Genomic DNA, 21,375 nt, shown 5'->3' with positions numbered 1-21,375 from the left:
TTTCCTACCCCGAGAGGTTGAAGTTGCCGTTGGCGCCGTAAATGGAGAGCGAAACTAGTAGCGTCACCGAGACCACGACGATCAGCGACGCACGCACCGCGTTGCCGGTCGAGACTCCTACACCCTCAGGCCCGCCTGAGGCGAAATAGCCGAAGTACGTGTGCACCAACAGAACAGTAAGAGCCATCAGGATGGCCTGCAAAAACGACCACAACAAGTCGATCGGGTTCAGGAACGTATTGAAGTAGTGGTCGTAGAGGCCACTTGATTGCCCGAACAACACGACAGTGACAAATCGGCTGGCGAGAAACGAGAGGATCACCGCGATGCTGTAAAGCGGCGTGATGGCCATCATCCCGGCAATGATGCGGGTGCTGACCAAGTACTCGACGGGCCGGATCGCCATTGATTCCAGCGCGTCGATTTCTTCGCTGATCCGCATGGCGCCCAATTGAGCGGTTACCCCGGCGCCAAAGGTGGCGGCCAAGCCGATTCCCGCGACGACAGGTGCCGAAATACGGACGTTGATGAATGCCGCCAAGAATCCGGTCAACGCCTCGATACCGATATTGCCCAGCGAGCTATACCCTTGCACGGCAAGTGTGCCGCCTGCGGCCAGGGTCAGAAACCCGACGATGACGACGGTCCCACCAATCAGCGCTAAAGTGCCTGCGCCCATGCTAATTTCGGCGATGAGCCGAACGATCTCACGGCGATAGTGCACCGAGGCATGCGGTATACCGGCGAGTGCCCTGCCATAGAACAAGGCGTGGTCGCCGATCCCGCTCAGAACTGCAACCGGTCTGCGCCATTGGTCGAGGGCCCGGAATGTCCGGGGATAGGTGGCTCTGAGCGTCTTTACCGACACGGCATCTCTCCGGTCACTTGTGTGTCGAGAAGCGTATGCCGATGGCAGTGACGACCACGTTGACGACGAACAGCGACATGAACGCGTACACCACGGTTTCGTTGACGGCGTTGCCCACGGCCTTGGCACCGCCACCGGAGACCGTCAATCCGCGGTAGCAAGCCACCAGGCCCGCGATCACGCCGAAAAGCGCTGCCTTGACGCACGAAATGATCACCTCGGGCACACCGGTGAGCAACGTGATACCGGCCGCGAACGCGCCAGGATTGACGTCCTGAATAAACACCGAGAAGGTGTAGCCGCCCAGAATGCCGATGATGACCACCAAGCTGTTCAACAGGAAAGCCACCAGACCGGCCGCGAGCATCCGGGGCGTTACCAATCGCTGAACCGGGTTGATTCCCAACACTTCCATCGCGTCGATCTCCTCGCGGATGGTGCGTGAACCCAGGTCCGCGCACATCGCGGTCGAACCGGCTCCCGCGACAATCAGCACTGTCACCAGCGGGCCGACCTGCGTGACCGCGCCGAACGCGGCACCGGCACCGGATAGATCGGCCGCGCCCAGTTCGCGCAGCAGGATGTTGAGTGTGAAGCTGACAAGTACCGTCAGCGGAATCGCGACCATCACTGTGGGTAGCAACGAGACTCGAGCAATGAACCAGCATTGGTCAAGGAACTCTCGCCACTGGAATGGTCGGCGGAAGGTGAACCGTATCGCGTCCGCGGCCATGGCGAACAGCCCTCCAACCGCTTGCATTGCCCCGCTGAGGCCCCCGCTCAAACTGATGCCAGGGGTCCAACGTTCGACCCCCTTAGTCGCCACCAGTTGGCGCTCCTTCCCCAACGGTCGGAAATGGCCCGGCTTTCAGACGAATAGTCTTGTGCGGCAGAGGGATCGCGACGACATCCGGGAGCGTCGTTATCCCGGCGCCGAGAATAGCTAGGCTGCCCACGCCGCTTCCTCCCTGCCTGGGGTTGGCATCACCACTTAACGGTGATCGGACAGATCCCCCACCTTGGTCGTGCGTTTCGCGATTATGACTCATGCTCCGCCCTTTTGGAGGCGAATACAGAACCAAGATCAAGAGTCTCGAAACTTCCCGGCATCGAACGTCTCCCGGCTCTACGTGACGGCGCCGGCCGTCTTGAGCTCAATGACGCGATCCCAGTCGAATCCGAGTTCGAGCAAGATCTCGTCGGTCTGCTCGGCGAAACCGGGGGCTGGGCCGGATTCGGGCGCGGTGACATCGAACTGCACCGGGTTGGCCACCAATTCGAGCTCACCGGCCCGCACTATATATTCGTTGGCCCGTATCTGCGCATCGTTGGCGGCTTGGAGCGTGTCCTGCACCGGCGCCCACGGACCCGACAGTGTCACGAACCGTTCGCTCCATTCGGCCAGACTGCGTGTTGCGATTGCTTCGGACAGGATTTTCACAGCCTCGGCGGTGTTGGCGGCGATCTGCTCGTCGGTGGCGAAGCGGGGATCGTCGGCGAGCTCGGGGCGATCGATGTGGCGACACACGTCTGCCCAGAACTTGGTCGGCTGCATCATCACGAACGAGATGTAGCGGTTGTCCGCCGTCGTGTACAGGCCAACCAAGGGATTGTTGGGTGCCCCGTGCACCCCCGGGGGTGGGGCTTCCAGCCGTTGTCCCAGATGCACTGTCAAGGCCACGGTGTGCCCCAGCGACCACAAGCCGCTGCCGAGCAGTGAGACGTCCACGATCGACGGCTCGCCGGTGCGTTCCCGTTTCAGCAGCGCCGCGGCGATACCGCCGGCGAGGTTGGTGCCGGAGATGGTGTCGCCGTAGGCCGGACCGGGCGGGCCGATCATGCCGTCCATGCCGACCGGGGTGATGGTGGCGGCGGTTCCGGCCCGGCACCAGAACGCGGTCATGTCATAGCCGCCCTTGCCCGACTCCGCGCCACGCGGGCCGAACGCACTTCCGCGCGCGTAGATGATCTTGGGGTTGACCGCGCGGATGTCGTCGACGTCGATCCCGAACTTCTTGCGATGACCTGGCAGGAAACTGGTCAAGAACACATCGGACCTGCGAGCCAGTTCGTAGAGCACCTCCTTGCCCTCGGGCACCGAGATGTCCAGGCCGATGCTGCGCTTTCGGCGGTTGGCGTGCTCGATGTTGGGGTTGGGGTCGCCCTCCACCCGCAACATGCCCGTCTGACGCAGCCCACGCTGGGGGTCGCCGGTTACCGCGTGCTCGACCTTGATCACGTCGGCACCCCATTCGGCCAGAACCGCACCCGCGGACGGGACGAAACCGTACATGGCCACTTCGAGTACGCGGATGCCGTGCAGCGGGGCGGTCATCCGACCACCCCGGCAACCGGCATCGCTAATGTCTTGCGCTCCAGGAACTCTTCGAGCCCGGCGACCCCCATTTCTCGACCCACGCCGGACTGCTTGTAACCCCCGAAGGGCGCGTCCGGCGCGAAGTAGTTACCCCCGTTGATGGAAAGCGTGCCGGTCCGGATCCGGCGCGCCACCGCCAGCGCCCGGTCCTGGCTGCCGAACACCGAGCCCGACAGGCCGTAGATCGAGTTGTTGGCAATGCGCACGGCGTCGTCGTCATCGTCGAAGGGGATGACCACGAGCACCGGCCCGAAAATCTCCTCCTGGGCGATCTCGCTGTCCGGGTCGACGTTGGTCAGCAAGGTGGGCGCATAGAAGAACCCCGGGTCGATTTTCTTGCCTCCGGTCACCAGAGTCGCCCCGGGGCCCGGACCATTAATGGCCCGCTGGACCATGCCGTCGACCTTGTCTCGTTGACGCTCGCTGATCAACGGACCCATGTAGGTATTCGGATCAGCCGGGTCACCATGCCGCACCTTGGCGAAGTTCTGCGCGATCAGCTCGACGATTTGGTCGTGGTGCTTTCTCGGGACCAGCAGCCGTGACGTCAGCGCACAGCCTTGTCCAGCATGGCTGCACATGCTGAAGGCCGCGAACATGCTGGCGGTGGCGAAATCGGCGTCGTCGAGCATGATCACCGCGGACTTGCCGCCGAGCTCGAGGAAGACCCGCTTGACCGTTTCGCTGGCCGCGGCCATGATCTTGCGCCCGGTGGCGGTCGAGCCGGTGAAGGTGATGACGTCGACGTCGGGGCTGGTGGTCAGCGCGGCGCCGACCGCCGGATCCGACGAACTCAGCACGTTGACCACGCCAGCCGGGATATCGGTGTGGTTGGCGATCAGCTCGCCGAGCGCCAGCGTGATCAGCGGCGTGTCCGGTGCGCCCTTGAGCACAACCGTGCATCCGGCAGCCAAAGCCGGAGACAGCTTGGCCAGCGCAAGTTGATTCGGATAGTTGTAGGCGATGATGGCCCCGACCACCCCGGCGGCTTCTCGCTCTACCCAACGGTGATGGCGCATGCCGCGCGACTCGATTTCGCCGAGGTCTTCGCTCATGGGGTAGGTGCGCAGCAGGTCGGCGTAGTAGCGGACAATCCCGATCGGCTCGTCGAGCTGGGGCCCGTGGGTCAATGCGCGAGTGGCGCCGACTTCGGCGATCGTCAGCTCGCGCAATTCCTCGGCATGATCGACCAGTGCGCGGTGGAGCTGGTCAAGACAGTGAATCCGGAATTCGACGTCGGTGGGCCAGCTGGTGGTGTCAAAGGCGCGCCGCGCGGCCGCAATGGCGGCTTGGGCGTCGTTGACCCCGGCGTCGGGGGCGTAGCCGAGGACTTCACCAGTCGCCGGATTGACCGAGGGGAATGTCCGGTTGGCCGTGACCAGCCGACCGTCGATCAGCAACAGCCGGTCGGTCGGCCGTTCGCCCGCGAACCCGCCACCTCCCACGATGGTCGCTGCCGAGTCCTGCGATGGCATTCCGGCCTCCTAGACATGTGGATAATTTGATTCTCATCCCTGGCGAATCTTACATTCGGACTCCGAGAACTCAAGCGCCGAACGCATTCGTTGGGCATTGCTTGTCAGTCTGGAGTCGTTACCTGTATGCAAGCATTCGCGCATTTCAAGACCGGTAGTTCAGAATCTTGCGAGAATGTCCAATGCGAGAGTACGGTTCTCATAATCGGAAGGGATGTTCTTGATGACTGAAAAGTTAGCGCCCCCGCTTTGGATCGCGGCGTGAGGACCGCTGTTGTCACGGGCGGCGGATCGGGTATCGGGTTGGCCGTCGCCGAGCGGCTGCGCAAAGACGGCCATCGGGTGGCCACCATCGACCTCAAACCGGCAGAGACTGAATTTGCCTTCACCGCCGATGTCACGGACCGCGCACAGGTCGATGCCGCGCTCTCGGCGATCCGCGGCCAGTGGGGGCCGGTCACGATTCTGGTCAACGCCGCGGGCCTTGACGGGTTTAAGCGGTTTGTCCACATCACGTTCGACGAGTGGCAGCGCATCATCGACGTCAACCTCAACGGCGTCTTCCACACCATTCAGGCGGTCTTGCCGGACATGCTGGAGGCCGGCTGGGGACGAATCGTCAATATCTCGTCGTCGAGCACGCATTCCGGCGTCCCCTATATGTCGCACTATGTGGCGGCCAAATCGGCGGTCAACGGGCTCACCAAGTCGTTGGCGCTGGAGTACGGGCCAAGCGGCATCACGGTCAACGCGGTGCCGCCCGGTTTCATCGACACCCCGATGCTGCGCAAGGCCGCGGAGCAGGGCCATCTCGGCGACATCGAGAAAAACATCGCCGCGACCCCGGTTCGCCGGATCGGCAAACCGGAAGACATCGCCGCGGCGTGCGCCTTTCTGGTGTCGGAGGAGGCCGGCTACATCACCGGACAAATCTTGGGCGTCAACGGCGGCCGAAACACATAGCTCATCGGGGTCATGAATCGAAAGGAAGTCTTGTGGGAAGGGTTCAGGGAAAAGTCGCTTTCGTTACCGGTGCCGCGCGTGGGCAGGGCCGCAGCCACGCGGTCCGGCTGGCCGAAGAGGGCGCCGACATCATCGCCGTGGACATCTGCCGTGACATCGAGTCCATGGGATATCCCATGGCCCGGCCCGAAGACCTCGACGAAACCGCGCGGCTGGTAGAGAAGACCGGCCAAGGTGTGGTGACCGCCCAGGCCGATGTGCGCGAGGCCGCGCAATTGCGCGCTGCCCTCGACAACGGCCTGGCCGAATTCGGCAAGCTCGACATCGTGGTTGCGCAGGCCGGTGTGGCCGGCATGCAGGGCAGCCCACCGCTGCAGGCCTGGTGCGACGTGTGGAACACCAACCTGATCGGCACCATCAACGCAATCCAGGTGTCGTTGCCGCATTTGAGCGAGGGCGCGTCGATCATCGCCACTGCTTCCACCGCCGCGCTGATGGACGTCGCCAAGAATGACAATCCCGGTGCCGATCCGGGCGGCATGGCATACCTGTACTCCAAGCGGCTGATCGCGGAGTACGTCCACGTGCTGGCTGCCGAACTGGCACCGCGCGGCATCCGCGCCAACGTCATTCACCCGACGAACACCAACACCCCGATGCTGCAGAGCGAGCCGATGTACCGCGCCTTCCGGCCCGACCTGCAGCACCCGACCCGCGCGGACGCCGAACCGGTGTTCGGGGTGCAGCAGGCGATGAAGATCCCGTACGTCGAACCGGAGGACATCAGCAACGCGGTTTTGTGGCTGGCCTCCGACGAAGCTCGATACGTGACCGGGATGCAGTTACGTGTCGACGCCGGCGGCTATCTCAAGTGGTACGACTACCACATCTGAGGGGAAGTCTATGAAGGTTTGGGTCGATCCCGAGCGGTGCCAGGGACACACATTGTGTTCGATGATCGCACCGGAGGCATTCGAGCTTGACGACATCGATGGCCACTCGTCGGCGGTCTTCGACGAAGTCCCGCGCGACCTGGAAGACAAGGTTCGCGAAGCCGCCCAATCTTGCCCGGAGTGCGCGATTTTCATCGATGCCGAACCGTCAGGCAATAACTCTGAATTCGAAAAGCCAAGGGAGGCAACGTCGTGACCGTGCAAGACAGGACGGCCGCAGACGCTGACAACCAGCGCAGGCAACCCCGCTACCACTTCGACCGCCATACGCCCGAGTACCGCGACCAGTTCGAGGCGATCACCGAGGAGATGCTCGCCAAGTGCCCGATCGCCTGGACCGACACGTACGGCGGCCACTGGGTGGCGGCCGGCAACCGGGAGGTGTTCGAGCTAGCCCGCTGCCCGTATGTCTCAAACGATCACGACCTCACCGGGGAACGACCGGCATACCAGGGCATCAGCATCCCCCCGGCTCGACGCGCCAGCGGCATCCGGGGCGGGATGCTGGAGATGGACGATCCCGAGCACCGTATTTACCGAAACGTGCTGAATCCGTACATGTCTCCGGCCGCTGTGAAACGGTGGGTGCCCTTCGTCGACGACGTGGTGCGCGCCTGTCTGGACGACAAGATCCAAGAGGGCCGCATCGACTTCGTCGACGATCTCGCCAACGTGGTGCCGGCCGTGCTCACCCTGGCGATGCTGGGTATTCCGCTCAAGAAATGGAAGATGTACAGCGAGCCCGTGCACGCGGCGGTATACACTCCCGAACACTCGCCGGAGGCGGAGCGGGTGGCTGAGCAGCACCGGCAGATGGGCGTCGACCTGTTCAGCAATCTCGTTGAGATCCGGGAGAACCCGCGCCCCGGCATGATCAACGCGCTTATTCAGCTGCGCATCGACGGCGAACCGGCACCCGACCTCGAACTGTTCGGCATGCTGGGCCTGATCATCGGCGGCGGCTTCGACACCACGACGGCGCTGACGGCGCACGCGCTGGAATGGCTGTCGCAGCACCCCGATCAGCGCGAGCTGCTCAGCCGTGAGCGCGACACGTTGCTGGACTCGGCGACCGAAGAGTTCCTGCGCTACTTCACCCCTGCGCCCGGCGACGGCCGGACGTTCTCCCAGGATTGTGAATTCTTCGGCACCCGGTTCAAAGAGGGCGAACGCCTGTGGATCTCGTGGGCGATGGCCAACCGCGACCCGTCGGTGTTCGCCGATCCGAACCAGGTCATCTTGGACCGCAAGGGTAATCGGCACTTCAGCTTCGGATTGGGCGTTCACCGTTGCGCTGGATCCAACGTCGCGCGGGTGGTGTTCAAGTCGATGCTCACGGCGGTGCTCGACCGCCTGCCCGACTACCGCTGCGATCCTGCGGGCACAGTGCACTACGACACCATCGGCGTCATCCAGGGCATGCGGCATCTGCCGGCCACCTTCACACCCGGCCCCCGGATCGGCGCCGGCCTTGACGAGACGCTGGAAAAACTGCAGCGGATCTGCGACGAGCAGGGTCTGGCCAGGCCGATTACCGAATACAAGGAAGCCGCTGTCATCGACTGACATACTGAGCAGATGAACCGACGGCAACCGCTCAAAGCGTTGGCAGTGGCCGCCGTGCTGGTGGCGGCTGCGGTGGTCTTCGCCCCGGTAAGCCGCGCCGGCATGCAGATCGGCAACTACGAACTGCAGATTGCGCGCGATTTTCCTAACCACAGGTGGATTTGGGCAATCCGGCCGTGCACCCCGCCCGCCGACGACTGTGTCACCATCCAAGCCATCCCCAGGCCCAACGGGCAGGCGGCGCCGTACGACGGAAACGCGCACCTGGCGAACGGCCACTACACGTTCACCGTCGACATTCCCGACGGCGTGCGTTGCGTCGTCTACTTCCTTCCCTCGCACGACACCTACACATGGGATCCGGCCACACTGTCCGGCACATTGGTGACGACCTACGGGTCGAGTTGCGGCGGTGGGCCGGGTGGAACGGAGACGTATCCGTTCACGCTGGTGCGGTATTAGGGCGAGGCTTGCATCGAGAAAGCCACCGAAGAAGAAGCAGTCCTGGATGTCGCCCTACTGGGACCGGCCGACCCGTCGCCGTTGGACGCGGCGGTGGCGAGGCGGGCGGGGCTGCTCCGAGGCCCGCCACTAAGACGGTCGACGCCGCGGCGTGAGTTTTGCCGATTGCGTGGTCGCCGAAGTCGCTCGTGCTGCAGCGACAGCGGCCGCCACATCCGATCCCCACCTGCTCACCCTTCGTCGCGACGAGGCCATCGCGGTCGTGGTGTTGCCGGACAGCCGTGGACGCAAGGGGCGCCATGGTAAGTGAGCGCGAGGGAGTGCCCGTCAACGCTGCGGCAGGCCGAGCACTCGCTGGGCGATGATGTTGCGGTGGATCTCCGAAGTGCCGCCGGCGATGGTGCCAGAGAAACTGCGGGCATAGCGCTCGAACCAGCTGGCGAAATAGTGATCCAGGTTCATCGGGGCGTAGGGGCCCGTCAGCGTAGGGTGAATGAGGCCGTCGGAGCCGGCAGCGGCCAGGGCGTGTTCGCAGGCGCTTCGTTCGGCTTCGGAGCCTAGCAGCTTGAGCACCGACAGCCCGGGAACGTCTTCTTCGCCGCGGGCTGCGCGGGCTAGCGCCACCGACCCGAGCAGCCGTAACGCGTGGTGGTCCATGACCAGGGTGGCGTAGTGGTCGCGGTCGAGGGCCGTGGTCGGGTGGAAATCGGTGATGAGGTTGTGCAACCGGTCGGCGAAACCCAGCCACATCATCGTGCGTTCATGGCCCAGTGATCCGTTGGCTACCCGCCATCCCTGGTTTTGCTCCCCGACCAGGTTCTCCGCCGGAACGCGGACATCGGTGAAAAACACTTCGTTGAAGTCAAGGTCGTCGCGACTACAGATCGACGGGAACGGCCGGCGCACCACGCCCGGCGTATCGGTCGGGATCAGCAAAGCGCTAATCCCTTTGTGCTTGGGTGCATTCGGATCGGTACGCACGAAAGTCAGCAATACATCGGCGTCATGGGCTCCAGACGTCCACACTTTCTGCCCATTGACCACGAAATGATCCCCGTCGCGCACCGCCCGGGTGCGCAGCGACGCCAGATCCGAGCCAGCGCTTGGCTCGCTCATCCCCAGCGACGCGGTGATCTCGGCCCGCAGAATCGGCACTGCCCAGCGGCGCTTCTGTTCCTCGGTGCCGAACGACAACAGCGACGCCGCAACGATATTCACGCCTTGGGGGTTGAAGCTGTGATAGATCCGGCGTCGGCACAGCTCCTCGAGGTGCACAAACTGCTGCAAAACGGTGGCGTTGCGGCCCCCGAACTCTGGCGGTTGTCCCGGCAGCAGCCAGCCGTTGTCGAACAGCAGCCGCTGCCAACGCCGCGCCCACGCCGGCATGTGCGACACCGAGCGCGGCCGCTCTAAGGTCTCAGCCGCGTCGGGCAAATGTTCGTCGAGGAATGCGACAAACTCGGCCCGGAAGGCCTCGACGTCGGCGTCAAAAGTCAGCTGCACGGTACTCCTCCGCGATCATCGCCCGATGCTCGGCCGCGCCCCCTAGCATGAGTTCGCCGGCTTTGGCTCGCTTGAGTGCGAACTGTAGGTCGTTCTCCCACGTGAATCCCATCGCGCCGAAAAGCTGCAGGCCGTGGCGGAACACCAGCGCCTGGCACTCTCCCGCCGAGGCCTTGGCCATCGCAGCGGCTAACCGTCGCCGGGGGTCGTCGGCCGAAATCGTCAGTGCAGCAAAATATCCCAGTGCGCGGGCGCGCTCGATCGCCACATGCATGTCGGCGGCCTTGTGCTGCACGGCTTGGAATGACCCGATCGGCACCCCGAACTGGTGGCGGCTGCGGACATGGTCGAGGACGAGGTCGAGGATGCGTTGGCAGGCACCGACCATCGTCATCGCCATCCCGGCCAGCGCAACATGGTGGGCGCGCTCGACGTCGACATTGACCCGAGCGCCGTCGGGCACCCCCACACCAGCGAATGTCACCTCGGCGACATGCAATACCGGGTCGAACACCGAACTGCGGCGGGCAGATACCTCACCGGCGCCGACAATGAAGACCCCGGCGTCCGTCACCACCGCCAGCCGGTCCACCCGGTCACCATCGAGGACGTGGCGGGCCGTGCCCTCTAGGACCCATCCCTGGCCATCTCGACGCGCGGCCACCCCGTGATACACCGCGGTGCCCGACTCGTGCGGGTCGTAGCGCCCGCCGGCCAACGGCGCGAATTGGGTCATCGTGGCCAAAAACGGCGTCGGATCGGTGGCGCGACCCAACTCTTCGAGCACGATGGCCAGTTCCACCGCGCTCGTCGGCTCGCTCAGCTCGGTCCAGCCGAGGTCCACATAGGACTTCCATAGCGGTGTGGGGTCGACGGCGTCCTCGGCGACGCTGCGCACCAGCGATGGCGGGCATTGTTTGGTGACGACATCGCGCACCGTGTCTTGCCACAGTCGCTGGTCAGCATCGAACTCCAAAAGCATCCCCGCCCGCCTCCTCGCTGTGGTCGCCGACAGCTTGAGAATATCATTCTCCGATTAGCGCAGTGACAGTCTCCAGTGCGCCTCGTCCGCGTCGGATGGAGGCCAAGCGGCCGTAACAAGTCGAGGGGAGAATGATATTGTCCAATGACAAGAACACCACTTACAGTGAACGGTGGCGATAGTGGCGGCCACCTGGGACAATGGTGAATCGAAATGCTTACCGGAAACGCGTTGATTGGCGAACAACGGAAATGTTAGATTACCTATCGTATGACCAGCTGGTCCGACTCGGTGGTTGGAACCGCGAAGGGTTGGTTTAGTGATACAGCACCCCGACGGAACGCGTACGCCGCTTGTCGACGCGAGCGTGCACATCTTTTTCGCGTCCACGCCTGACCTCCGCAAATTCCTGCGCGAGCCGTTCAAGAGCCGGGGCTTTCCCGACTACGAGATGGACTGGTACGGGGCGCCCGGCGGTGAATATGCCCGCGACACCCGCGGTCCGGATCGCGGCTATCCCGGCTCCGATCCCGATTTCGTCGGCAATCACCTGTTCAGCGAGCGCGGCGTCGACGTTGCGGTCCTGCATCCAATGGGCCGGGGCATCATGCCTGACCGGCATTTGGGCAGCGCGCTGTGTGCAGCGCACAACGAGATGATGGTGTCGCGCTGGCTGGAGTCCCCGGCCTTTGGTGACCGGTTTCGCGGGACCATCCGGGTGAACCCCGACGACATCGCTGGTGCGCTGCGCGAGCTCGCGAAATACCGGGACCACCCCCGCGTGGTACAGATCGGTGTTCCGCTGCAGTCGCGGGAACTCTATGGCAAACCACAATTCTGGCCGTTGTGGGAGGCCGCGGCCGACGCCAACCTTCCGGTGGCCGTGCATATCGAGACCGGCGAAGGCATTGGTTTCCCGCCGACGCCGTCGGGCCACACCCGCACCTACGAGCAGTACGTCAGCTTCATGGCGCTGAACTACCTGTACCACCTGATGAACATGATCGCCGAGGGGGTCTTCGAACGGTTCCCAGGAGTGAAGTTCGTGTGGGCCGACGGTGCCGCGGACTTCCTAACCCCGTTCATCTGGCGAATGGATGTCTTCGGTCGGCCCCACCTCGAGCAAACACCGTGGGCGCCGCGGATACCCAGCGACTATCTACCGGGGCACGTGTATTTCGTCGCGGGCAGCTTCGACGGTCCCGGCGACGCCGAGTTCGCCGACCAGTGGTTCAGCTTCACGGGCAAAGAGAACATGGTGATGTTCGGGTCGAGCTATCCGCACTGGCACTGCTGGGATGTCAGCAAGCTGCCCAGAGCGCTCACCGCCGAGCAGCGCGAGAAGGTGTGCTGGCGCAATGCCGCCGAGCTGTATGGCATAGACATTCCGGTCCAGTTGGCCGCACAGTAGACGTAGACAAAGGGAGACGACGATGACCGTGACACAAGTTCAAGAGCGGGTTCCGGCGGCCGAACGCATCGCCGTGCGGTGCGTCGACTCCGACGTTCACCCGGTGCCTAAACGCGGCGAATTGATTCAGTACATCCCGGAGCCGTGGCGGAGCAAGTTTTTCCTCGAGCACAAGGTCGGTGAGCTGATCTACTACGACGCCCCCGACTACGCACATTCCTACGCGATGCGCGTGGACACCTTCCCGCCCGACGGCGAGTTCCCGGGCAGCGACCCGGATATGGCGTTTCGGCAGCTGATCATGGAGGCGGGTTCGGACATCGCGATCCTGGAGCCGGGGGGTCGCACACCCCGCCTACCCGAAGCCCACCAAGCGATGTCGTCCGCGCTCAACGACTGGCAGGACAAGCACTGGCTTGACAGCCACAACAACTGGCACCAGCGCTGGCGCGGGTCGATCTGTGTGGCGGTCGAGGATCCTGCGGGCGCGGCCCGTGAGATCGAACGGTGGGCCGGCCACCCGTACATGGCGCAGATCCTGCTCAAGGCCGAGCCGCGACCGTCCTGGGGCCACCCCATGTATGACCCGGTGTGGGCCGCTGCGACCAAACACGACATCGTGGTGAGCTGCCACCTGTCTCGCAGCAACTACGAGATGCTGCCGATGCCGCCGGTGGGGTTCCCCAGCTACAACCACGACTTCATGGTCACCTACTCGCTTTTGGCCGCGAACCAGGTGATGAGCCTGATCTTCGACGGCGTGTTCGACCGTTTCCCGACGCTGCGGATCGTGTTCGTCGAGCACGCCTTCACCTGGGTGCTGCCGCTGATGTGGCGGATGGACGCGATCTACGAAGCCCGCAAGTCGCGGATGGACATCAAGCGCAAGCCGTCGGAATACCTCAAGGAGCACATCAAGTTCACGACGCAGCCACTGGATTACCCGGAGGACAAGACCGAGCTGACTCGGGTGCTGGAGTGGATGGAGTGCGACAAGATTCTGCTGTACTCCTCGGATTACCCGCACTGGACCTTCGACGACCCGCGCTGGCTGGTCAAGCATCTGCCGAAAGCGGCCCGCGAAGCGGTCATGTTCAAAAACGGCATTGCGACCTATCACCTTCCCGAGACGGTTCCTGTCCTCGAAGGTCAGGTCCGGGTGTTCTAAATGCCCGTTGAGACTGCACGGCCCCGGCTGGCCCAGGGCCGCGAACACGTCGTCGCCACGGTGGACGAAATCCCGCCGGGCACACATAAGTTGGTGCCCATCGGGCGTCACGGCGTGGGAGTGTACAACGTGCACGGCACCTTCTACGCGATCGCGAATTACTGCCCCCACCAAGGGGGTCCGCTGTGCTCGGGACGGTTGCGGGGTCGCACCGTCGTCGACGAGAACGCGCCCGGCGACGCGGTGATGGTCCGCGACCAGGAATACATCTATTGCCCGTGGCACCAATGGGGTTTCGAGCTCGCGACCGGCACCACCGCGGTCAAACCAGAATGGAGCATCCGCACCTACCCGGTGCGAGTGGTGGGCAACGACGTACTGGTGATGGCCTGAGCCGAGGAGAAACACTGGTGCCTGCTCTCGAGATCAATGGCGGTAACGTCGTATACGAAATCCTAGGTGAATCGGGCGATCTGATCGTTTTGACGCCTGGCGGCCGATTTAGCAAAAACGTGCCCGGCCTGCGGCCGTTGGCCGAGGCTCTGGTCGACGGCGGCTACCGGGTATTGCTGTGGGACCGGCCGAACTGCGGTGCTTCCGATGTCCAGTTCTACGGCCAAAGCGAGTCGCATATGCGTGCCGAAACGCTGCACGGCCTGCTCACCAAACTCGGCTTCGGGCCGTGCATCATCGCCGGTGGTTCGGGTGGCGCGCGCGATTCCATGCTGACCGCGATGCTCTACCCGGAGCTCGTCACGAAGCTCGTGGTATGGAACATCGTCGGCGGGGTGTACGGGACGTTCGTGCTGGGCTCCTACTACGTGATCCCGAGCATCCTCGCGGTCCGCGGCGGCGGAATCGAAGCGCTTCTCAAAGTACCCGAATGGCGGGAACGGATTGAGGACAACCCGAACAACAAGCAGCGAATCCTCGACCTGGACCGCGACCAGTTTCTCAAGGTGATGTTGCGTTGGCTCAATGCCTTCGTGCCCAAGCCGGGGCAAACGATCCCCGGGGTCGACGACGAAATGTTCGACCGCATCACGGTTCCCACACTGATCATCCGCGGCGGGGAGAATGACTGGGATCATCCCAAGCGGACGTCGCTGGAGGTCAGCTGCTTGATCAAAGGGTCGAAGCTCATCGACCCGCCCTGGCCAGAAGACGCCTGGGAGCGCGCAGCCGAGGAGCGCGCCACGGGAAAGGTCAAGCATTTCAACATGTTCGACACTTGGGTGCAGGCAGCGCCTGCCATCCTAGAATTCCTGGCAAAGTGATGTTACTTCGTGAGGATGTGGACTTCGCAGTTAAGCGAGGCTTCCAAGGCAGTGTGGATCCGGCTTTCCGGGACGCGCTCCAGATCGGCCCGAGGCAACGTCACGTAGACGATGTCGTAGCCGTCGTCGCCTGGAACACGCCTGATTTCGCCGGTAAGGCCGAAACCAGAGAGCACTCCACGGGCGTCATCGTCTGTTCCCCTGCTGACGTAGGTGATCACTCCGGCAGCCGGGCTGGTTCCGAAAGCGTTGGAGCACAGGTCGATTGCGGTCTGCTTGACGCTGTCAGCCTCGTTACCCGAGATCAGCAGCTGCACCTCTCGGCGGCTGACCGGTTTTGCGGCCAGGTCGCTTTGCACCACTTCGGCACCGACCGCCCCGGCGAGCTGCAGGAGCGTGGTCATGCCCTGCTCCAGCTGCGCTGGTGTGAGCGCACCCGATGGGTCGACATTGACCCGCACCACCGCGGTTCGCATGTAGAAAGCCTAGCGAGAGCCCACTGATGGAAGCCACCACCAGATCGCTTGTCACCGCTGCCGCCTGGCCCGGTTGCCCGCCCCGGCTGCTGCGCGATCAACCGGGGCGAGAGGACTACGGGGCCTACCGTGACTTCGGCGGCTATCAGCCCCTGATCTCCGCCGACGAGTTGCTGGCCGAGGTCGAGCGCAGCGGCTTGCTGGGCCGCGGCGGTGCGGCCTTCCCCCTTGCAGTGAAGCTGCGCGCGGTGCGCGACAACGGACTACGCAGCGGCCTCGGCGCGGTCGTGGTCGCCAACGGCGAAGAAGGGGAGCCCGCGTCGATCAAGGACCGCTGGCTGCTGCGCCACCGGCCACACCTGATCCTGGACGGGCTGAGGTTGGCCGCGGCCATCGTGGCCGCTGACCGCGCATACGTTTATGTGTCTGACCCGGAATCTTCGCGCAGCATCGAAACGGCGCTAACCGAACTGGACACCGACGCATTAGGTGTCCCCGTGCAGGTGTGGATGGTTGAACCTGGGTATGTGGCCGGTGAAGAGACCGCTGCAGTCCGCGCACTCAACGGTGGTCCGGTCAAGCCAACAGACAAGCCGCCGCGCCCATTCGAAGAGGGCGTCGGCGGGCGACCCACCCTGGTAAGCAACGTCGAAACGCTGGCCAACTTGGCATATCTGCAACGGCACGGCTCGGCGGAGTTTCGCGCGCAGGGCACCCCGATGTCGCCGGGCACGTTTTTGCTGACCCTCACCGGGGCGGGGCGGCCGCCGGGCCTCTACGAGTTACCCCTGGGCCTGCCTTTCACCGAGGTACTTGCGCTGCATGGCGTTTCGACCGAACAGGTGCAGGGTGTGCTAATGGGCGGCTATTTCGCCGGCTTACTCAACCGTGTTGTGCTCGATGCCACGTTGGACTACGAGACGCTGCGGGGGCTGGGAAGCGGGCTGGGCGCCGGCGCGATCTCGCTACTGACCGACGACTGCCCGGTGGCGGTGGCCGCGTCGGTGTTGGCGTATTTCGACCGTGAGAACGCCGGCCAGTGCGGGTCGTGTTTCAACGGCACTGCGGCGATGGCCGCCGTCGCCGGAGCGTTGCGTGACGGTGCGGCGACCGCCGAAGATCTGGCGCGGCTGCGGCGCTGGTCGGTGATGTTGCGTGGCCGCGGCGCCTGCGCGACTCTCGATGCCGCCACCAACATGGCGGCCAGCCTGCTGGATCAATTTCCGCACGCGGTGGAGCGCCATCTCGATAACGCTTGCCAGCCTTGCCGTCTCGGTGCATTTCGCGCTGATCGGCCCTACGAAGTGGAACCGGTATGAGCGCACGCATGACCATCCGCCTAGACCGCACCATCTGCGACGGTTTCGGCATCTGCGCCAAGCATGCGCCGAAGTATTTTTCACTCGACGACTGGGGATATGCGTCCCTGACCGGGGACGGCACCGTACTCGAGGAGGATCGCGACGCGGTCATGCGGGCGCTGCTGGACTGTCCGGTCCACGCGATCATGGAGATTGGTGAACATAGACCCCACGACACAAGGCCGCCGTCGAGTACCCCGGAAGACCCTGCCGCGAGCCTGAAAACCGAGGAGAATGAGGCCGAGTGGGGGTTCACGCGTTGACCGGTCGCCCACTGCCGCTGCTCACGCATGACAACGAGTTCTTCTGGACCTCAGGCGCCGACGGAACGCTGCGGTTTCAGGAATGCCTGGAGTGCCACGCGCTGATCCATCCCCCGGCCCCGGTCTGCCGTTACTGTCGCTCACACAATCTGGGGGTGCGCGCAGTTTCCGGTCGGGCAACGTTGGCCGGCTTCACCGTCAATCACCGGTTCAGCCTGCCCGGATTACCGGCGCCATATGTGGTGGCACAAGTCGCGATCGTCGAGGATCCGCGAGTCCGATTGACCACCAACATTATTGACTGTGACCCCGATCAGCTGGAGTTGGGTCAGCCGGTAGAGGTGGTCTTCGAGCAGGCTGAGGATGTGTGGCTGCCGCTGTTTCGTCCCGCAAATGGTGCCATCGCCGCCCTACCGGTCGACGAGATTCCGCCGGAGCGGTTCGGCGAATATGTCAGGCCCATGCTCACCCGCCAAAAGTTCGAGGACAAGGTCGCGCTCACCGGAATCGGCATGTCCGACATCGGCCGCCGGTTGATGGTACCGCCACTTACCCTCACCATGCAGGCCTGCCAAGCCGCGATCGCTGATGCCGGCTTGACCTTCGATGACATCGACGGCCTATCAACGTATCCAGGCGGGGGCAATCTCGGTGGATTCGGGGAGGGCGGAGTGACCGCGCTCGAGGCCGCGCTGGGAATCCGGCCGACGTGGCACAACGGCGGCATCGAAACCTTCGGCCCGGGTGGATCGGTGATCGCCGCGATGCTCGCGGTCGCCAGCGGTCTGGCCCGACATGTGCTGTGCTTCCGGACGTTGTGGGAAGCCACCTACAACGAGCTCTTGAAACAAAACAAGCAGCAAGGCCACATTCCGCCCGGCGGTCGCACTACGAGCTGGCTGATGCCATTTGGCGCGACGTCCGCCGCGCACACCTTGGCGCAAAACGCGCAGCGGCACATGCATCGGTACGGAACAACGAAGGAGACGCTGGGCTGGATCGCGTTGAACCAGCGAGCAAATGCGGAACTCAATCCGACCGCGATCTATCGCGAACCACTCACGATGGACGACTACCTGAACGCGCGGCCTATCACGACGCCCTTTGGCCTCTACGATTGCGACGTTCCCTGTGACGGGGCGATCGCCGTCATCGTCTCCGCGGCCGACGCCGCCCGTGACCTGGCCAAACCGCCGGTGTTGGTGGAGGCGGTTGGAACTCAGATCATCGAGCGGATCGACTGGGACCAAAGCACTTTGACTCACGAACCCCAGGTGCTGGGACAGGCGGCCCATTTGTGGACACGCACCTCGCTGACACCACAGGACGTCGACGTCGCCGAACTCTACGACGGGTTCACCATCAATTGCCTGTCCTGGATCGAGGCGCTCGGCTTCTGCGGAATCGGCGAGGCCAAGGAGTTTTTGGACGGCGGCAAGAACATCGCCCGAGACGGCCTGTTACCGCTCAATACTCACGGCGGCCAGCTCTCGCACGGCCGCACGCATGGCATGGGTCTGCTCCACGAAGCGGTCAGCCAGTTGCGCGGCGAATGCGGTGACCGTCAGGTCCCTGGCGCACGTGTCGGCGTGGTGAGCAGCGGCGGTCTCACGCCCAGCGGCGTGCTCTTGTTGCGGGCCGACGCATGACCCCGCGTGCCCGGGTGGTGGCCGCCGACGGCGTGCCGATGTCAGCACTGGTCGCTGAATCCGAACAACCGAGGGCTGTAGTGCTGGCCCTGCACGGGGGTGGCACCACCGCAGCGTATTTCGACTGCCCGGGCCACCCGCGGCTGTCCTTACTGCGGACCGGCGCGGCGTTGGGCTTTACGGTGATCGCACTCGATCGCCCGGGCTATGGCAGCTCGGGGCCATACCCGGAGGCGATGACGCATGCCGAGCAACGGGTCAACCTCGCCTATGCGGCCGTAGAGCGTATCCTCGGTGAGCGGTCATGCGGAGCCGGGTTGTTCGTGATGGCGCATTCAGGCGGATGTGAGCTGGCGCTACGGATGGCCGCCGACGATCGCGGCGACCAGCTTCTCGGTATCGAATTGGCCGGAACCGGCACGCATTATCACCCCGCCAGCCGGGAGGTTCTCAAGGCAGCGACGCGCGACCACCGCCCTGCCGGCCTGGGCGAGCTGTTGTGGCATCCGACGTGGCTGTATCCGCCGGATGTGCGCAGCGGAATCACGAATTCATCGACGGCTCCGGAGTACGAGCACACCGTGGTGACAAACTGGGCCCGCCAAGACTTTCCGGCACTCGCAGCGCAGGTTCGGGTCCCGGTCCAGTTCACCGTCGCTGAATATGAGCAGGTCTGGCAGTGCGACGAAGCGGCGCTGACTGAGATCACAGAAATGTTCTCGGCGTCACCGCGTGTGACCATCAATGAACAGGCGGGCGCAGGACACAATCTCAGCCTCGGCTACACAGCCTTCGCTTACCACCTGAAGGTTTTTGCCTTCGTCGAGCAGTGCGTCGTCGCCCGGGAGATTCCTGCGGTCGCGGATCCGTTAAGTGCCGATGTCGATTTGGAGGCCGGCTAATGCAGGTCGGGTTCATCGGACTGGGCAGCCAGGGCGGACCGATGGCACGGCGGATCGTCGAAGCCGGCTACCCGACCACCTTGTGGGCGCGCAGGGCGACGTCGCTCGAACCGTTTGCCGACACTGCGGCCAAGGTTGCCGGCTCACCCGTCGAACTCGCCGCGGCCAGCGATCTGATCTGCCTGTGCGTCGTCGGTGACGCCGACGTCGAGGAACTCGCCCACGGCGACAACGGGCTGCTGGCCGGGGCCAAACCCAACAGCGTGATTGCGGTGCACAGCACCGTGCATCCCAACACCTGCCGCGAATTGGCGAAAAAGGCTGCGGCGCGAGGAGTCTCAGTCATCGATGCACCGGTCAGCGGAGGCGGCGACGCGGCGGCGGAAGGTCGCCTGCTGGTGATGGTCGGTGGTGACCGCGACGTGGTCGAGCAGTGCCGGCCAGTATTTGAAACGTACGCCGCTGCGGTGGTCCATCTCGGCGATGTGGGCTCCGGGCAAACCACCAAGCTGCTCAACAACCTGCTGTTCACCGCCAACCTGGCCACGGCCGCTACCACGTTGGCCCTCGGACAGGCGCTGGGCGTCTCCCCCGATGGCCTCACCGAGGTCATTTCCCGTGGTAGCGGAAACAGTTTCGCGCTCAGCGCCCTTGGGGGTGCCGGGGGTCTCGACCGGCTCGCCGGCCTGGCGGGCGCGCTGCTGCAGAAAGATGTCCGGCTGGTGGCCGACCTGGCCGAACGAGCGTCTGCCCAACCCGGCGCGGTGCTCGACGCCGCTGACGCGGCGCTGACCTTGATGGGTCACCCGAGGTGAGAATCGGTTTCATCGGTGCGGGGCGGATGGGCCGTCCCATGGTGGCCCGCCTGGTCGAAGGGGGCCACGACGTGCGTGCTCTGGGCCGCTCGGCCGAAAAGCGCGCTGGCGTAGCAGAATTGGGTGCCGCTGCGGTAGCCGACGTTTGCGCGGCAGCCGCCGCAGCCGACGTCGTCGTGGTATGCGTGTTTAGCGACGAACAAGTCCGGCACGTCTGCCTGGACAGCGACCTGCTCGTGACCATGGCCCCCGGTGCGGCGCTGGTCGTGCACACCACCGCAAGTCCTGCCACCGTCGAGGCGATCGCCGCCCACGCCGCAACCCATGGCGTGGCCGTCGCCGATGCGCCGCTGAGCGGGAGCCCGCACGACGCTGCGGCCGGCAAACTCACGCTGTTCGTGGGCGGCGACGACGAGACCGTGGCCCGCCTGCGGCCGGCATTGGGCTGTTACGGCGATCCTGTCCTGCACGTCGGGCCAACGGGCGCAGGCCAGAAGGTGAAGCTGGTGAGCACGGCGATTTTCACCGCGCAGATCGGGCTGCTCGCCGAAGCCACGCAGCTCGGAAAGCGGCTCGGCGTGCCGGAGCCGACCCTGCTGGCGGCCCTCCCTTATGGCAGCGCGGGCAGCCGGGTGCTGAACATGGTCGCGGCACGCGGGTCGCTCGCGTCGTTCGTCGAAACCGTGCGGGAATTCGTCGGCAAGGACGTCGCCGTAGCCAGAACGATCGCCGGTGAACTTGGAAGCGACCTCGGCTTGCTCGATGCCGTGATCGATGCCGCGGTGAAGAGCTGACATCTGGCCAAGATTCCATTCCGGTCCGCGCGCCGACGCGCTACTGTTAGCGTTACAGTCAACCATTCCGCTGTAACGGTCCAGGCCCGCAGGTCGCCGCTGAGGAGGAG

The 21,375-nt window shown here is 64.3% G+C and carries 23 protein-coding genes; 16 read left to right on the top strand and 7 right to left on the bottom strand.

All coding sequences use genetic code 11. The features are described from left to right. Positions 1 to 4 precede the first annotated feature (4 nt). The 4 genes from MYXE_RS05300 to MYXE_RS05285 all read right to left on the bottom strand — a co-directional run bounded on the left by MYXE_RS05300 (position 5) and on the right by MYXE_RS05285 (position 4,720). Positions 5 to 868, bottom strand: coding sequence for an MlaE family ABC transporter permease (locus MYXE_RS05300; protein WP_085195929.1), 864 nt, complete (start codon positions 866 to 868; stop codon positions 5 to 7). 13 nt (positions 869 to 881) lie between these two features. Next, positions 882 to 1,694 carry an MlaE family ABC transporter permease gene (locus MYXE_RS05295; RefSeq protein WP_039891142.1) on the bottom strand — a complete coding sequence of 271 codons (813 nt, stop codon included), beginning with the start codon at positions 1,692 to 1,694 and terminating at the stop codon, positions 882 to 884. A 300-nt stretch (positions 1,695 to 1,994) separates the two neighbouring features. After that, the gene (locus tag MYXE_RS05290) at positions 1,995 to 3,203 is read right to left on the bottom strand and encodes a CaiB/BaiF CoA transferase family protein (protein WP_003922652.1); all 1,209 of its coding nucleotides are present in this window, start codon (positions 3,201 to 3,203) and stop codon (positions 1,995 to 1,997) included. Further along, a complete protein-coding gene (locus MYXE_RS05285) occupies positions 3,200 to 4,720 on the bottom strand; it encodes an aldehyde dehydrogenase family protein (RefSeq protein ID WP_232061747.1) in 1,521 nt (506 codons plus the stop codon). The genes MYXE_RS05290 and MYXE_RS05285 overlap by 4 nt, the downstream gene beginning before the upstream one ends. Positions 4,721 to 4,981: 261 nt before the next feature. Here MYXE_RS05285 and MYXE_RS05280 point away from each other — a divergent pair, with 261 nt between their 5' ends. The 6 genes from MYXE_RS05280 (at position 4,982) to MYXE_RS05255 (ending at position 8,974) form a co-directional block, all read left to right on the top strand. Continuing rightward, complete coding sequence (locus MYXE_RS05280) at positions 4,982 to 5,683, top strand: SDR family NAD(P)-dependent oxidoreductase (protein ID WP_003922649.1); 702 nt, start codon at positions 4,982 to 4,984, stop codon at positions 5,681 to 5,683. Between the two features lie 32 nt (positions 5,684 to 5,715). Continuing rightward, entirely contained in the window at positions 5,716 to 6,576 is an 861-nt protein-coding gene (locus MYXE_RS05275; RefSeq protein WP_003922648.1) for a mycofactocin-coupled SDR family oxidoreductase, read from the top strand. Positions 6,577 to 6,586: 10 nt separating this feature from the next. Then, a complete protein-coding gene (locus tag MYXE_RS05270) occupies positions 6,587 to 6,832 on the top strand; it encodes a ferredoxin (RefSeq protein WP_050947787.1) in 246 nt (81 codons plus the stop codon). Continuing rightward, positions 6,829 to 8,202: a cytochrome P450 gene (locus MYXE_RS05265; protein WP_003922646.1), complete on the top strand. Its 1,374-nt coding sequence runs from the start codon at positions 6,829 to 6,831 to the stop codon at positions 8,200 to 8,202. The genes MYXE_RS05270 and MYXE_RS05265 overlap by 4 nt, the downstream gene beginning before the upstream one ends. 12 nt (positions 8,203 to 8,214) lie before the next feature. Beyond that, on the top strand, positions 8,215 to 8,664 hold the full coding sequence (locus MYXE_RS05260; protein ID WP_085195927.1) for a hypothetical protein: 450 nt from the start codon (positions 8,215 to 8,217) through the stop codon (positions 8,662 to 8,664). Between the two features lie 151 nt (positions 8,665 to 8,815). Continuing rightward, positions 8,816 to 8,974: a hypothetical protein gene (locus MYXE_RS05255; RefSeq protein ID WP_157139301.1), complete on the top strand. Its 159-nt coding sequence runs from the start codon at positions 8,816 to 8,818 to the stop codon at positions 8,972 to 8,974. 17 nt (positions 8,975 to 8,991) lie between these two features. Here the strand turns inward: MYXE_RS05255 and MYXE_RS05250 are convergent, their stop codons facing one another. Together MYXE_RS05250 and MYXE_RS05245 are read right to left on the bottom strand one after the other, a co-directional pair. Further along, positions 8,992 to 10,167: an acyl-CoA dehydrogenase family protein gene (locus MYXE_RS05250; RefSeq protein WP_085195925.1), complete on the bottom strand. Its 1,176-nt coding sequence runs from the start codon at positions 10,165 to 10,167 to the stop codon at positions 8,992 to 8,994. Further along, positions 10,151 to 11,149 carry an acyl-CoA dehydrogenase family protein gene (locus tag MYXE_RS05245; RefSeq protein ID WP_085195970.1) on the bottom strand — a complete coding sequence of 333 codons (999 nt, stop codon included), beginning with the start codon at positions 11,147 to 11,149 and terminating at the stop codon, positions 10,151 to 10,153. The genes MYXE_RS05250 and MYXE_RS05245 overlap by 17 nt, the downstream gene beginning before the upstream one ends. Before the next feature lie 319 nt (positions 11,150 to 11,468). Between MYXE_RS05245 and MYXE_RS05240 the strand changes: the two genes are divergently transcribed. The 4 genes from MYXE_RS05240 to MYXE_RS05225 are packed head-to-tail and all read left to right on the top strand — an operon-like array spanning position 11,469 to position 15,005. After that, positions 11,469 to 12,560, top strand: coding sequence for an amidohydrolase family protein (locus MYXE_RS05240; protein WP_085195923.1), 1,092 nt, complete (start codon positions 11,469 to 11,471; stop codon positions 12,558 to 12,560). A 22-nt stretch (positions 12,561 to 12,582) separates the two neighbouring features. Beyond that, positions 12,583 to 13,728, top strand: coding sequence for an amidohydrolase family protein (locus MYXE_RS05235; RefSeq protein WP_085195921.1), 1,146 nt, complete (start codon positions 12,583 to 12,585; stop codon positions 13,726 to 13,728). Further along, positions 13,729 to 14,121, top strand: coding sequence for a Rieske (2Fe-2S) protein (locus MYXE_RS05230; protein WP_085195918.1), 393 nt, complete (start codon positions 13,729 to 13,731; stop codon positions 14,119 to 14,121). A gap of 17 nt (positions 14,122 to 14,138) precedes the next feature. Continuing rightward, positions 14,139 to 15,005: an alpha/beta fold hydrolase gene (locus MYXE_RS05225; protein ID WP_085195916.1), complete on the top strand. Its 867-nt coding sequence runs from the start codon at positions 14,139 to 14,141 to the stop codon at positions 15,003 to 15,005. Positions 15,006 to 15,007: 2 nt separating this feature from the next. Here the strand turns inward: MYXE_RS05225 and MYXE_RS05220 are convergent, their stop codons facing one another. After that, a complete protein-coding gene (locus MYXE_RS05220; protein WP_003922634.1) occupies positions 15,008 to 15,481 on the bottom strand; it encodes a hypothetical protein in 474 nt (157 codons plus the stop codon). A 26-nt stretch (positions 15,482 to 15,507) separates the two neighbouring features. On the opposite strand from MYXE_RS05220, the gene MYXE_RS05215 reads away from it, so the two are divergent. The 6 genes from MYXE_RS05215 to MYXE_RS05190 are packed head-to-tail and all read left to right on the top strand — an operon-like array spanning position 15,508 to position 21,265. Beyond that, entirely contained in the window at positions 15,508 to 16,800 is a 1,293-nt protein-coding gene (locus MYXE_RS05215; RefSeq protein WP_085195914.1) for an NADH-ubiquinone oxidoreductase-F iron-sulfur binding region domain-containing protein, read from the top strand. An 8-nt stretch (positions 16,801 to 16,808) separates the two neighbouring features. Continuing rightward, positions 16,809 to 17,105 (top strand): ferredoxin, encoded by a 297-nt coding sequence (locus MYXE_RS05210; RefSeq protein ID WP_172468567.1) that lies wholly within the window; start codon positions 16,809 to 16,811, stop codon positions 17,103 to 17,105. Then, complete coding sequence (locus MYXE_RS05205; protein ID WP_085195910.1) at positions 17,087 to 18,754, top strand: thiolase C-terminal domain-containing protein; 1,668 nt, start codon at positions 17,087 to 17,089, stop codon at positions 18,752 to 18,754. The genes MYXE_RS05210 and MYXE_RS05205 overlap by 19 nt, the downstream gene beginning before the upstream one ends. Beyond that, positions 18,751 to 19,656: an alpha/beta hydrolase gene (locus MYXE_RS05200; protein WP_085195908.1), complete on the top strand. Its 906-nt coding sequence runs from the start codon at positions 18,751 to 18,753 to the stop codon at positions 19,654 to 19,656. Before MYXE_RS05205 ends, MYXE_RS05200 begins: the two co-directional genes overlap by 4 nt. Continuing rightward, entirely contained in the window at positions 19,656 to 20,471 is an 816-nt protein-coding gene (locus tag MYXE_RS05195) for an NAD(P)-dependent oxidoreductase (RefSeq protein WP_085195906.1), read from the top strand. The genes MYXE_RS05200 and MYXE_RS05195 overlap by 1 nt, the downstream gene beginning before the upstream one ends. After that, positions 20,468 to 21,265, top strand: a complete 798-nt coding sequence (locus MYXE_RS05190) for an NAD(P)-dependent oxidoreductase (RefSeq protein ID WP_085195904.1) — start codon at positions 20,468 to 20,470, stop codon at positions 21,263 to 21,265. Before MYXE_RS05195 ends, MYXE_RS05190 begins: the two co-directional genes overlap by 4 nt. Positions 21,266 to 21,375: the final 110 nt, after the last annotated feature.

Origin of the sequence: Mycobacterium xenopi (assembly GCF_009936235.1) — a bacterium.
GTDB classification, from domain to species: domain Bacteria; phylum Actinomycetota; class Actinomycetes; order Mycobacteriales; family Mycobacteriaceae; genus Mycobacterium; species Mycobacterium xenopi.
The sequence above is the reverse complement of the archived record's forward strand: the minus strand, read 5'-3'. Positions and strand labels throughout refer to the sequence as shown.